This window comes from Enterobacter sp. N18-03635, assembly GCF_004006055.1.
In the GTDB taxonomy this organism is placed as follows: Bacteria; Pseudomonadota; Gammaproteobacteria; order Enterobacterales; family Enterobacteriaceae; genus Enterobacter; species Enterobacter vonholyi.
On sequence record NZ_CP034769.1, the window covers coordinates 52833 to 67519 of the forward strand.

Sequence of the window (14687 nt, forward strand, 5' to 3'; positions counted from 1 at the left end):
GACTATGGATACCCGTCACCCACCCGTTCGTTTCTCACAGCGTCTGATCAGCTGGATTGTCTGCGGCCTGATGGTCTGGCAGCCGATGGCGCCTGCCGTCGCGGCGGCGCTCACGCCGACCGGGCAGACCACGGTCGATCGGGCGGGGAACGGGGTGCCGGTCGTCAACATCGCCACGCCCAACGGGGCGGGTATCTCGCATAACCAGTTCGGTGAGTATAACGTCGGCAAAGAGGGGCTTATCCTCAACAACGGTACGGACCGTTTAACCCAGACCCAGCTGGGCGGGCTTATCCAGAACAACCCCAACCTGCAGGCCGGGCGGGAAGCGAAAGGCATTATCAACGAAGTCACGGGTGCCAGCCGCTCGCAGCTGCAGGGCTACACGGAAGTTGCCGGTAAAGCAGCAAACGTCATGGTGGCCAACCCGTACGGCATTACCTGTAACGGGTGCGGATTTATCAACACCCCGAACGTCACCCTGACCACGGGGAAACCGCAGTTCGACGCCAGCGGTAACCTGCTGGCGCTGGAGGTGACGAAAGGGGCCATCACGGTTGAAGGCCAGGGGCTGGATGCCAGCAAGAGCGACGCGCTGTCGATTATTGCGCGCGCGACGGAAGTGAACGCCGCGATCCACGCGAACGACCTGACGGTGACCGCAGGGGCGAACCGCGTGGGGGCAGACGGCAGCGTCAGGCCGGTTGCCGGTGAGGGCGCCGCGCCCGTGGTGGCCGTGGATACCGGCGCGCTCGGCGGGATGTATGCCAACCGTATCCGCCTGGTCTCCAGCGAGACGGGCGTGGGGGTGAACCTCGGCAACCTCACCGCGCGCCAGGGCGACATTCAGCTGGACGCGGGCGGGAAACTGACGGTCACGAACAGCCTGGCCAGCGGCTCGATTAGCGCGAACGGCGCGGGGGTGGCCCTCAGCGGCAGCCATCAGGCCGGGGGGGCGCTGAACGTGGCCAGCTCGCGGGATGTGGAGCTCAGTAACAGCACGCTCGCCAGCCAGGGCGATATGCGCCTTTCCGCTGCGGGGAAAGTGCAGACGACAGGCGGCGGGACAAACAGCGCGGGCGCGCTGTCGGTGAGCAGCGGGCAGGGGATGACGCTCAGCAATACCTCCCTGGTCTCCCGCGGTGCGGCGACTCTGGACAGTAAAGATACCCTGACCGTAAACGGCGGCGGCGTGTCGGCACAGGGCGGGGCGCTAACCGTCACGAGCAAACAGGGAATGGCGCTTGCGGATGCGACTCTGACAGGCCAGGCCGACACCACGCTGTCCACCGGCGGCAGCCTGACGCAGCGCGGCGGCAGCGTCACCAGCAAAGGCGCGCTCAGCGTGGCGGCCGGGAAGGATATCACGCTGACGAATACCCGCAGCGGAAGCAATACCCGCGCGACGCTCAGCAGCGGCGGCACGCTGTCCTCCACGGCCAGCGCGGTCTCGGCAGGAGAAAATCTGGCCCTGAGCGGCGGGCAAATAGTCCTGGACGGCCAGAGCCGGGCCGATGCCGCGGGCGATGTCCGCCTGACGGGCAGCGCCGTCAGTAACCAGGGGCAGGTGAATGCGGGGCGCGACATTGCGCTCTCCGGCGACAGGGTGTCCAGCAGCGGCCAGCTGGCGGCGAAAGGCCGCCTGGACGTGAACGCGGGAGAGCTGACGAACGGCGGCACGGCGCAGGGTAACGACGTCACCCTGAAGGGGCAGACGGTCACTAACAGCGGTACCCTGCAGAGCGCCGGTAACCTGGCGCTGAGCGCCGGTACCCTGGAGCAGCGGGGTACGCTCAGCGCGAAAGACAACGCGAACGTCACGGCGCAGCAGACCCTGCGTAACAGCGGCAGCCTGCTGGCTGACGGGGTTATGAGCGTGACGGCAGACGCGCTTGAGCAGAACGGCACCCTGTCCGGCGCGACGGCGCTGACGGCGCAGGCCGGCACCCTGACCAGCGGTCAGGCGTCCCGCACCACCAGCCAGGGTAACGTACAGATTACCGCGACCCGCAGCGCCAGCCTGAACGGGCAGACGGACGCGGCGGGGGCCTTAACCGTCAGCACCGGCGACCTGACCACCGGCCAGGATGCGCACCTGCAGAGCGGGCAGGGGCTTACCCTGCAGGCGCAGAATGCCGCGCTGAACGGCACGCAGGCGGCGAAAGGCGCCCTGTCGGTGACGGCGGGCACCCTTGCGCACGCCGGGAAATCCACCGGTAACGCGCTGAGTTTTAACGCAACCGGCGACCTGACCAGCGGCGGCGAGCTCACCGCCGGCACCCTCAGCCTCAGCGGACAGAACATCCTTCACTCCGGCGTCGCAAAAGCGGACCGCATGACCCTGACGGCCCCCGGGCGCATCACCAGCAGCGGTACGCTGGTTGCCGGTACGCTGGCGCTGGACGGTGCCTCGGTGGAGAACGGCGGGCTGCTGCAGGGAACCACCCTGCTCGACCTGAAGACCGGGTCGCTCACGAACCTCGCGGGCGGATCGGTCTACAGCACGCAGGATTTAACGCTGAACGTTCCGGTGCTGTCTAACAGCGGGCTTATCACTACCGACGGCACGCTGCGCATTAAAGGCGACACGCTGACAAACCAGGGTGAAATCAACGGCGTCAGCCTGAGCAGCGACTACCTCAGCCTGACCAACAGCGGACGCCTGCTGGCGGACGACCGGCTCACCCTGAACGGCACTGCGTTTGCTAACGCGGGCAATATTGCGGCCGGCGACCTGCACATCACGGCGGACAGCCTGGAGAACCAGGGCACCGTCGGGGGGGACTCGGCGCTGACGCTCGGCGTGGCAGACCTCACTAACCGGGGCGCGCTGCGCAGCGGCGGAACGCTCACGCTTAACGGTGAAACGCTGGCCAACAGCGGCGAGCTCAGCGCCACCGCGCTGCTGCTGAACCTGACCCGCCAGGCCAGCAACGATGCCGACGGGCGGGTGATTGCCCGGGACGGCCTGACGCTGACCGCCGCCAGCCTGACGAACGGCGGCCTGATGGCCGGTACTGACGCGCAGTTTAACAGCGCGTCGGTGACCAACGGCGGCACGCTGCAGGGGACCCGTTCCCTGACGGCGACCGGGGCACAGCTCAGCAACCTGCAGGCGGGCATGCTGCTCTCCGGCGGCGCGCTCGGCCTGCGCCACACCACCCTGACCAACGCCGGGCTGCTGCAGGGCAACACCCTGAACCTGGCCACCGGCGAGTGGATGAATACCGGCAACGCGCTGGGGGAAGCGGGCGTGACGGCGGCGGTGACCGGCACGCTGACCAACAGCGGCAAGGTGCTCAGCCAGCAGGCGCTGGACGTCCAGGCAGGCAGGACCGATAACCGGGGCCAGCTGCTGGCGAAAGTGCTGACCCTGCGGGGCGACCTGCAGAACAGCGGCTTGCTTCAGGGCAGCAGCACGCTGGCCTGGTCCGGCAACACCTTCACGAACCAGCCTCAGGGCCAGGTGACGGGCGGCGAGACCCTGACGCTCAGCGGACAAACGCTGAGCAACGCGGGCAGCCTGCAGGGGCGCAGCGCGACGCTTGACGCCGGGAGCCTGAATAACCAGGGCAGCGTTCAGGCGCTGGACGCCCTGACCCTTTCCGCGACCGGCAGGCTGGATAACACGGGCGCCCTGCTCAGCCAGAACCTGTTCACGCTGACGGCGGCGCAGCTGTTCAACGACGGCCAGCTGGCCGGGAAGGCGCTGACGGTGAAGGCCGCGCAGCTGACCAACACCGGGATTCTTCAGGGCAACGACACGCTGGCGCTGACCACCCGCGCGCTGAGCAACGGCGCCACCGGGCAGCTGATTAGCGGCAGTTCTCTGGACCTGTCCCTCGACACGCTCGATAACGCCGGCCTGCTGCTGGTGAACGGCGGTTTTACCCTGCGGGGCAGCGACCTGACCAACCGGGGCGATATTCAGGCGCAGGACCTGGATTTGGGCCTGAGCAGTGCCCTGACCAGCACGGGGAACATCGTTGCCACCGGAGATGCCGCGCTTCACGCGACGACGCTGACCAGCAGCGGCACGGTGGCGGGCAAAACGCTGACAGCTGGCGCGACGGAGCTGCGCAACAGTGGCCTGATGCAGGGCAGCAGCGCGGTTAACGCCGCCGCTGACCGCTTTATCAACGAGCAGAACGGCAAATGGCTCTCCGGCGGCGGCTTCACGCTGACGGGGGGAGAGCTGACCAACGCCGGTACGCTGCAGGGCGCGACGCTGGGCATGACCGGCACCACCCTCACCAACAGCGGCACGGTGAACGGGCAGACGGGACTCAGCGGCACGCTCGGCGGGGCGTTAACCAATACCGGGCTGCTGCAGAGCGGCGGCACGACCGCCTTCACCGCGGATACCCTGGCGAACCCGGGGCGCATCACGGGCGGTACGCTGTCCCTCACCGCCCGCGAGATGAACAACGGCGGGCTGATGCAGGGAACGAACGGCCTGGCGCTCACCGGCACCGCGCTGACCACGGGCGCGACCTCGCGCACCCTCTCCGGCGGCATGCTGACGCTGGATGCAGGCCAGCTGACCACGCAGGGCACGCTGCAGGGGAACGGCGCGGACATCCGCGCCACCGGCGACTGGACGCACGGCGGGTCTCTGCTCAGCCAGGGAACGCTGACGGCCACGACCGGCGGCACGCTGACCTCAGCCGGCTCGCTGATGAGCCAGGGGCGGGCGGATATCACCGCGCAGACGCTGGACAACCGCGGGCAGCTCCTCAGCGAGGGGGATGTGACGCTCGGCGGCAGCACGCTTAAAAACAGCGGCACCGTGCAGGGGAACACCCTCACGCTGCATCAGAACAGCATTAACAACCAGGGCACGCTGACCGGCCTGCAGAGCCTGACCGTTCAGGGGGAGCAGCGGCTGATGGCGCGCATGGCGATGGCCGCGCCGCAGCAGGCGCTGATTAACGGCGCAGGCGGCAGGCTTCTCACTCAGGGCGTGCTGACCATGGCATCCGGCGCGGTGACCAACGCCGGGAGCTGGCAGGCGCAGAACATTCTGCTTAACGCGCAGTCGCTCACCAACAGCGGCACGGTGCAGAGCGCCGACGGGCTGCAGATGACGCTGGCCGACACGCTCACCGGAACCGCGGGCAGTAAGATCACCGCGCTGGGTGCGGCGACGCTGCAGGCCGCGACGCTGGCGAACCAGGGGCAGTGGGCGGCGAAAAACCTGACGCTGACGGGCGGCACGCTCAGCAACAGCGGCGCCATCAGCGGCGTGAATGGCCTGACCCTCAGCCAGACCGGCGCGGTCAGCCAGCAGTCTGGCGGCACCCTGCTGTCCGGCGGGGCGCTGAACGTCACGGCGGCCTCCGTCACCAGCGACGGCAAAATGCAGGGGGGCACGCTCGGCATCACCACCGGGGCGCTCACCAACGGCGGACGTCTGCAGGGCGATAACGGCGCGACGCTGGCCCTCAGCGGGACGCTGACCAACAACAGCGGGGGCGAAATCGTCAGCCGCGATGGCCTGACGCTGACCACGCCCGCGCTGTTTAACTACGGCCTGATCCAGGGCGGCGGCGAGACGCGGGTGACCGCCTCCTCGCAGGCGCGTAACGACGGCAGGCTGCTCTCCGGCGCGCGCCTGACGCTCGGCACGCCGCAGTTCACCGGCACCGGCTGGCTGCAGGCCACCGACCTGATACTCAATGCGGCAAACGCCACCAACGGCGGCACGTGGGTGGCCGACCGGGCCACGCTGACCGGCACCAGTTTCGCCAGCCAGGGCACCACCCAGGCGGGACAGCTGACGGTTAACTACGGCCAGCTGAACAACAGCGGCACGCTGCTCGGCAACGCGCAGCTGAACATTAATGCCGACCAGGTAACCCAGAGCGCGGGCGGCAGGCTGCTGAGCGGCGGCAACCTGTGGCTGCAGAGCCGGGGGCTGGACCTGACCGGCCAGCTGGTGTCCCTGGGGGACTTAACGCTGCAGCTGACGAACGCGTTTACCAGCCGAACCGCCGTGGCGGCAGGCAGAACCCTGACCATCAACAGCGGCGGCGACATCGATAACCGCAGCGTGCTGCAGGGGCAGGCGGTCAACCTGAATGCGGGCGGGCAGCTCAGCAACAACGGACAAATCACCACCGGCGGCGGCACCAGCACGCTCTCCGGCAGCAGCGTGGCGCTGAACGCCGCGGGCTCGGTGCAGGGCGGAGGCGACATCACCGTTGCCAGCCGGAGCAATATTACCGTCGACGGCTTCACCGGCACGCGCGGCTCGCTGACCCTGAGCGCGCCGGGCACCATCGTCAACACCGCGCTGCTGTACGCGGCGAATAACCTGGCGCTGTTTGCCGACAGCATCACCAACCGGCGCGGCGACATCATGGCGGGGAATAACCTGTGGATGCAGCGGGATGCGGCGGGGAATGCGAACAGCCAGGTGGTGAACACGTCGGGGAATATTGAGACGCAGGGGGGTGATATTGCGATCAGAACGGGGCATTTGCTGAATACCCGTGATGGACTTTCGGTAAATAGCTGGACGGAGACTTCACAACTGGCTGAAAACGTCGGTGATGCAACGATTGAACTGCTTGTCCTGAGTCTCCCTTCAACGTCTTACAGAATCAGCAATACGAAAACCAAAGGATATCGCAACTGTACTTGTGCAATTGAGTACGATATTTACAGTTCATCTTTTGTTCCTACCGCAGAGAGCAGCCAAATGCGCTTTGCTGGCTCAGTGGTACATCTTGATGTAAGTGCGAGCGGTGGCGCGGGGCGCATCGCTTCCGGGCGCGATTTGGTTATCAATGCTGGTACTCTGGAAAATAAATCAAGTCAAATACTGAGTGAACGTAACGCATCTCTTTCAGGCTCGCAGCTGAACAATGAGAGCTATCAATCGGGAACAACGGGGACTTTTTATAATTATAAGTATCTCAGTTCTACTGGGGGTTCATCTTCGGAATCGGGATATCCTGGACCAAAAGCTAACTCGACCTTTATTTATGAGTTACAAGGTCTGACGACTGAATCTGTGGAGGGCGAAACCTTACGCGCCGTCATCCAGGCGGGCGGCAACGTCACCGCAAACTTCACCAGCAACATCAGCAACACTAATACCACCGCTAACGCGGGCGGCGTCAGCAACGTTATCTCCACCCCGTCGCTGAACACCCTCAGCAACCAGACCATCGGCAGCGGCGTACAAAAACAGGGGCTGAACGCTACCGGCACCGTGGCGGTGAACTCGCCGCAGTGGAACGATCGGCTCCAGGGTGCGCTGCAGCAGCTTAACGGCGGCGGCGCGCTGGAAAACGGCGGCGCGTCCGGCACGCCTCTCAGCAACATTGGCACCACGCAGAAAGGCAACGCGAACCTCGGCCAGTTGGGCGCGCTGGCGAACGCCGGGGTCACCACCGCCGATCTCCGAACCGCTCAGGGCGGCGCCGTCGGGCATTATCAGGGCCAGCGCGTCGATACCAGCGCTTACCCGCTGCCGTCGGGCAACAACGGCTATTTTGTCTTCTCCGACAACCCGAAAAGCCCGTACCTGATCAGCATCAACCCGAAACTGAACGGTCTCGGGCAGCTTGATCCCGCCCTGTTTGCCGACCTGAACGCGATGCTCGGGATCAAACCGTCGTCCACTGCGCCGCAGGAGACGCGGCTGGCGTTTACGGACGAGAAGCAGTTCCTCGGCTCGTCTTACATGCTGGGCCGCCTCAACCTGAACCCGGACTACGATTACCGCTTCCTCGGCGATGCGGCGTTCGATACCCGCTACGTTTCCAACGTGGTGCTCAACCAGACCGGTAACCGTTACCTGAACGGTATCGGCTCCGATCTGGATCAGATGCGCTACCTGATGGACAACGCCGCGGCGGCGCAGCAGTCGCTGGGCCTGCAGTTTGGCGTCTCGCTGACCGCCGATCAGATTGCCGCGCTCGACCACAGCCTGCTGTGGTGGGAGAAAGCCACCGTCAACGGCGAAACGGTGATGGTACCGAAACTCTACCTGTCGCCGAAGGACGTCACCGTCAACAACGGCAGCGTGATCGCAGGCAACAACGTCACCCTGAAGGGCGGCAGCATCACCAACGGCGGCAGCACGCTGCTGGCGAAAAACAGCCTGACGCTCGACAGCCAGAACAGCATCAGCAACCTCAGCAACGGCCTGATGAAAGCGGGCGGCGACCTGAACCTGAGCGCCATCGGCGATATCAATAACATCAGCTCCACCATCAGCGGCAAAACGGTCGCGCTGGAGAGCCTGGACGGCAGCATCAATAACCTGACCCAGGTTGAGCAGATTGATATCAACGCCGGCGGGAAGTACGGCAACATCGGCCTGAAAGACACCCTGCTGGGCAACACGGCGTCCATTACCGCACAGGATGGTCTGTCCCTTGAGGCGGGGAAAAACATCACCGTCACCGGCGCGAACCTGGCCTCCGGCGGCGATATGCTGCTGAACGCGTGGGGCGATATTGCCGTCAACGCGAATCAGATCAACGACGCATTCAGCTCCAGCCGGGAGAAAACCAGCCGTTCGTCCGTCACGTATCAGGGCAGTAACGTCACCGCGGGCGGTAACCTGCTGGTGAATGCCGGGCACAACCTTGACGTGACCGCCAGCGACCTGAAGGCGGGCGGCAGCGCGGGGCTGAGCGCGGGCAACGACCTGAACCTGAACGCAGAGCAAACCAGCGAAAGCAGCCGGAAAGGGAAAAGCGAGTCCCACAGCACCGGGCTTGACCGCACCACGATTTCCGCAGGCGATAACCTGGTGTTGAAGGCCGGGCAGGATATCAACGCTCAGGCCGCCGCGCTGGCAGCGGAGAAAAGCGTCGGGCTGCAGGCGGGTCGCGACGTGAATCTGGCTGCGGAAGAGACCACGCAGGGCGACAGCTATAGGTCAGGCAAGAAAACCGTCATCAACGAATCGGTACGCCAGCAGGGAACCGAGATCGCCAGCGGGGCGAATACCCAAATCCTCGCCGGGCGCGATGTCACCACCGAAGCCGCGCAGGTGACGGCGAAGGGCGATATCGGCGTGGCGGCAGGCCGAGACGTCAATCTCAATACCGCAACCGAAAGCGACTATCACTACAAAGAGCAGACCAAAACCAAAAAAGGGTTCCTGAGCAAGAAAACCACCCACACCATCGAGGAGAACAGCGCGACGCGTGAATCCGGCTCTTTGCTGAGCGGCGACAATGTGCAGGTGGTTGCGGGTAATAACCTGTTGGTGTCAGGCTCCGCCATCGCGGGCGATGGCGACGTGAAGCTCAAGGCAGGCAACAACGTCGATATCGTGGCAGCCACGAACAGCGATACCTCCTGGCGCTTTAAGGAAGAGAAAAAATCCGGCCTGATGGGCTCGGGCGGGATTGGCTTCACCATCGGCAGCAGCAAAAGCACGCACGATCTCCGTGAGAAGGGCACTACCCAGAGTCAGAGCTTCAGTACGGTGGGTTCGACGGGGGGTAACGTCGCGATTTCTGCCGGAAACCAGGCCCATATCGGCGGTGCGGATCTTATCGCCGGGAAGGATTTAAGCCTCAGCGGCGACAGCGTCATCATCGAGCCGGGGCACGACAAGCGCACCCGGGATGAAACCTTCGAGCAGAAGAAAAGCGGGCTCACCGTGGCGCTCTCCGGCACCGTCGGTAGCGCTATTAACAATGCCGTGAGCGCGGCGCAGGAGACCAAAGAGCAAAGTGATGGCCGTCTGAAAGCCCTTCAGGCCACCAAAACGGTGTTGTCCGGCGTGCAGGCCGGGCAGGCAGCGGATATGGCGGCAACCACCGGCGATCCGAACGCAATGGGTGTGAGCCTCTCGCTGACGACCCAGAAGTCGAAATCACAGCAGCATGCTGAGAGTGATGCGGTGGCAGGCAGCACGCTGAACGCAGGCAATAATCTCTCCATCACCGCGAACGGTAAAAACAAAGGCGCGAACAGCGGGGACATCGTGATTGCGGGCAGCCAGCTGAAAGCCGGGGGCGACACCACGCTGGATGCGCAGAACGACATTCTGCTGTCCGGCGCGGCGAATACCCAAAAAACCAGCGGCAAGAACAGCAGCAGCGGTGGCGGCATTGGCGTGAGCATCGGTGCCGGAGGCAACGGCGCGGGGATCAGCGTGTTTGCCAACGTCAACGCCGCGCACGGCAAGGATAAAGGCAACGGTACCGACTGGACCGAAACCACAATCGACAGCGGCAAAAACGTCACCCTTAAAAGCGGGCACGACACCGTGCTTGATGGCGCTCAGGTTAACGGCAATAAAATCGTGGCAGACGTTGGTCACGACCTGCTGATGCGCAGCCAGCAGAACAACAGCGACTACGACAGCAAGCAGACCAGCGTTGCAGCGGGTGGCAGCTTCACCTTCGGAACCATGTCCGGTTCAGGCTATATCAACGCCAGCCAGGACAAGATGAAGAGCCGCTTTGATTCGGTGGCCGAACAAACCGGGCTGTATGCCGGGGACGGCGGCTTCGACATCACCGTGGGGCATCACACCCAGCTTGATGGCGCGGTTATCGCGTCCACCGCCACGCCGGACAAAAACAGCCTCGATACCGGGACGCTGGGCTTCAGCGATATCCACAACGAAGCGGACTTTAAAACCTCGCACTCCGGTATCAGCCTGAGCGGCGGCGGCAGCTTTGGAGATAAATTCCAGGGCAACCTGCCGGGCGGCATGATCTCCGCTGCGGGTAATAAAGGCCATAAGGAAGGCACCACGCAGGCCGCCTTAGCAGAAGGCTCCCTCACCATCCGCGACAAGGCAAACCAGAAGCAGGACGTAGCCGATCTGAGTCGCGACACCGAACATGCCAACGACAGCATCAGCCCCATCTTCGACAAGGAGAAAGAGCAGAACCGCCTGAACGCGGTTGGGATGATCAGCGAAATTGGCAGCCAGGTAGCGGATATTGCCAGGACGCAGGGTGATCTTAACGGGCTGAAGGCGGCCCAGAAAGAAACCGGCGCAACACTCCCGGCAAACGCGACAGAAAAAGAGCGCCAGGATTATCTGGCGAAGCTGCGAGATACCCAGGCATACAAAGAAGTGATGGTGACGTACGGAACCGGCAGCGCCATGCAGCGCGGCATCCAGGCGGCCACGGCAGCGCTGCAGGGACTGGCGGGCGGCAATATCGGAGGGGCGCTGGCGGGCGCGTCGGCACCTGAACTGGCGTACATCATCGGTCACCGAGCAGGCATTAATGACGATACGGCGGCAAAAGCGATTGCCCATGCCATCCTCGGCGGTGTAACTGCAGCCCTTCAGGGTAACAGTGCCGCAGCAGGCGCTGTGGGGGCCGCATCCGGCGAGCTGATTGCGACAGCGATTGCCAGACAGTTCTATCCGGACACAGACCCGTCGAAACTGACGGAAGAGCAGAAGCAGACCGTGAGTACGCTGGCATCTGTTTCAGCGGGCATAGCAGGCGGGATTGCTGGGGGAAATACGGCTGGTGCGGCGGCTGGGGCTAGTGCCGGGAAGAATAGTGTTGAGAATAATGAGTTTGGCCTACCTGGAATGGGCAGTTACTTGCAGTCTCAGGGCTCGCTGATGTTTAACACTAATTTGATTGATGAAAATGGAAATATCATGAATCCGATGAGTGATGAAGAGAAAGTTAAAGCCTCTCAACACATGGTCGTAGGCGATATGCCAGACAGTACAAATATTACGAAGGTGATTGTAAATGGTTACAAAGATGGTGTGATGATAGCGGGCGCGGCGTATTTGGCTCCGGTTGCAACCGCTGGGAAAGTGGTCGGGGGGATAGTCATAGCGGAAATTGCGAATGGGACATATCAATGGTTTGATATTAACAGCGAAAAGAATCTTAGTCTCCCGGTTAGCCAGCAAAAAACATGGGATTATAAATCGAGTTTATCGGCAGGCGTCTCCGCGGCATTAGTGGCAGGGCGCGGACCACTGGCTGGTCTGGGGATTTCTTACGGCGGTACTTTGTTCACAGATGGCGCGGATCCCGGTGCTTTTGCAGGAACGACGTCTGGATGGATATTTGGTTCGCTAGTCAACGTGGTTGCTCCACCGTTGCTTAGTCCTGTGCTAGGCCCGGGAAGTGCGCCAGTTAGCGATATTATTGGTTCTCTGGGGGGAGAGTTTATCGGCAATGCTGTTAAAGATGAGGTGAACAAAAATGACAAAAAATAAACCTACTATCGCCAGGTTACTGTTCAGCATTGCCTACCTGTTTGTTTGCTGCCTGGTGTTTTTCTCTCTGGCCCTGATTGTCGTTAAATTCATCATCAGCCATGAAGTTGTTTTCGACCGGCCAGAGATCAAGCGGGTGGTCGTTGTAAGCGCTATTGCAGCAATCGCGGCAGCCGTCAGATCGTGGTTATATGCATTACTCGATGAACGCAAGATACGAAGGAAGCCCCCGGAGTAATGTCGAGTTTGGGACTATGTTTCTTTTTGTTGGGCTTCTAAGGAGGAGAATGCGGCTTACCCCAGCCTCTCCACCCGCGTCTCCCCCTCCACCATCGACAACTGATACAGCGAAAACGATCGCTGCTTCTCAATCAACTGCGCCAGCTCCGGCGAGTGGCTGGTGAGCCAGATCTGAGAGTAGCGGCTGGCCTCGGCGATTAAGCTCGCCAGGGCGGGCAGCATCTGCGGGTGCAGGCTGTTTTCCGGTTCGTTCAACGCGATAAACGCCGGTGGGCGCGGGCTTAACAGCGCTACCGCCAGGCACAGAAAGCGCAGGGTACCGTCGGAGAACTCCGCGGGTTCCAGCGGCCTGCTCAATCCCTCGCGCTGCATCATCATGCGAAAACGTCCGCCAGCGTTGTCGCTGTAAAACACGCAGCCGGGGAAGGCCTGGTCAAGGATGCGCATCAGCAGCAGCTCGTCGCCAATCTCGACGATAGTCTGAAACGCGGCCGCCAGGTTTGCACCGTCGCTGGCCAGCACCGGGGAGCGGAAACCGACCTGCGGGGCCCGCATTGCCGAGCCGATTGATACAGAAAACTCATGATAAAATCGCCAGTTACGCAGGGACTCGCGCATCTGCGACACTTCCGGGTAAAGGTGCGGTTCGCCGAGCTGTCCGAATACCGATTCGTTCTCGTACAGCGTGCCGCTGTGGGTCACCTTCTCGTGATGCACGTTGTTCAGAAACACCGCCTGGTTCTTACGCTTCATCAGCTGTGACGAAGGACGACGGTGCTGGCCGCTCAGCCAGATGGACTCCTCTTTGATCACCGGGTCGAGCTGAAATTGCGAGGGATAGGGCAGCTTCTCCACAAACCCGACCTGCAGCTCGTATTCGTAGGCCTCTGTTTCTACCGCGAGGTTCATCCGCCGCAGCTGGTCGCTGCGGGTTTTGCCTGCCCAGAACACCTTCAGAATGCCGCCCTCGTTCGCCAGCGCCTGGGAAAACTGCCCCTGAGCGGCGCTGTGCATCAGGTGTATCGCCTTGTAGATATTGGATTTCCCGGTACCGTTCGGGCCGAAGACGATGTTGAGCTGCTCAAGCTCCAGCGACATGTCGCGGATGGAGCGGTAGTTTTGAATGTGCAGGGTGTTGATCACAGGCAGGCCCCTTTCGCAGAATAAGACTGTATATAATCACAGTCTTTGAGATGAAATGCAAAAAAGAGACGACAGTGAGGATGTCGTCTAAACGGGGTACTGCTTTGGGCCTCTATGGGTCAATGGGGCCTTCGCATTTTTTTCATCACTTGACTGCCAGACGCAGACCCAAATCATCAGGATAGGGATCAAAGTAGTTTTGCGTCATCAGATACCGGTCGGGGTATTCGGCCAGGTAGTGCTTCAGCAGCGTGATCGGGGCGAGGATTGGCAACTGTCCGTTGCGATAGTGCAGGATCACGTCGCGCAGCTCGCCGCGCTGGCGGGTGTTGAGCTGGTTACGGAAATACCCCTGAATATGCATCAGCACGTTGGTGTGATTCTTCCGCGAGGCGGGTTTCTTCAGAATGGTCATCAGCTTTTCCCGGTACGCCACGAAGAAGGCGTCCAGGTCTTCCCACTCGTGCAGCGAGGCAACGAACGGGCCGATTTCTCGGTAACCCGCCTGATGGTGCGCCAGCAGCTGGAGTTTGTAACGGCTGTGGAAGTCCAGCAGCGCGCGGCGCGTGAGGCCATTTTTACGCAGCGTGTTCAGTTCGTGCAGGGCAAAAACACGTTCGACAAAGTTTTCCCGCAGCACCGGATCGTGCAGGCGTCCATCCTCTTCCACGGGCAGCCACGGCCAGGTTTCAAGGAGGGCAGCGGTGAACAGCCCGACCCCCTCCTTGCGGCCCCGGTTGCCGTTTTCATCGTACAGCCGCACGCGTTCCAGGCCGCAGCTTGGGGATTTTGCACAGACGATAAATCCCGACAGATCGCCGATTTTTGGCATATAGTCCGCCGTAAAGTCGGCCATTTTCTGCGTGAGGTCATCATGAGGCGGCTTGCTAAAACGGAGCTGCGTTTCGCCGCTTTCCGTCAGCGTCAGGCGTATGGCCGGGCGAGGCGTCGGCAGACCGATGGCCATCTCCGGGCAGACGGGCCTGAAATTTACCCACTGGGCCAGCTCATCCATGACGAAGCCCATACGCTTGTGTCCGCCGTCAAAGCGGACGGCGGATCCGGTCAAACATCCGCTAATACCCAGCACTGGTTTCGTCGTCATGGTGTAGTCCTC

General features: G+C 62.4%; 3 protein-coding genes and 1 pseudogene. 2 read left to right on the plus strand and 2 right to left on the minus strand.

Translation table 11 applies throughout. The annotated features are described in order from the left end of the window. Positions 1-4 precede the first annotated feature (4 nt). Both ELK40_RS00985 and ELK40_RS00990 read left to right on the plus strand, forming a co-directional pair. Positions 5-11521, plus strand: a pseudogene (locus ELK40_RS00985) (hemagglutinin repeat-containing protein); the annotation flags it as partial. 652 nt (positions 11522-12173) lie between these two features. Further along, complete coding sequence (locus ELK40_RS00990; RefSeq protein ID WP_127729056.1) at positions 12174-12425, plus strand: hypothetical protein; 252 nt, start codon at positions 12174-12176, stop codon at positions 12423-12425. 56 nt (positions 12426-12481) lie between these two features. Here ELK40_RS00990 and ELK40_RS00995 read toward each other — a convergent pair whose 3' ends face one another. After that, positions 12482-13570: an AAA family ATPase gene (locus ELK40_RS00995; RefSeq protein ID WP_127729058.1), complete on the minus strand. Its 1089-nt coding sequence runs from the start codon at positions 13568-13570 to the stop codon at positions 12482-12484. A 145-nt stretch (positions 13571-13715) separates the two neighbouring features. Then, a complete protein-coding gene (locus ELK40_RS01000) occupies positions 13716-14675 on the minus strand; it encodes a DUF523 and DUF1722 domain-containing protein (RefSeq protein WP_127729060.1) in 960 nt (319 codons plus the stop codon). Positions 14676-14687: the final 12 nt, after the last annotated feature.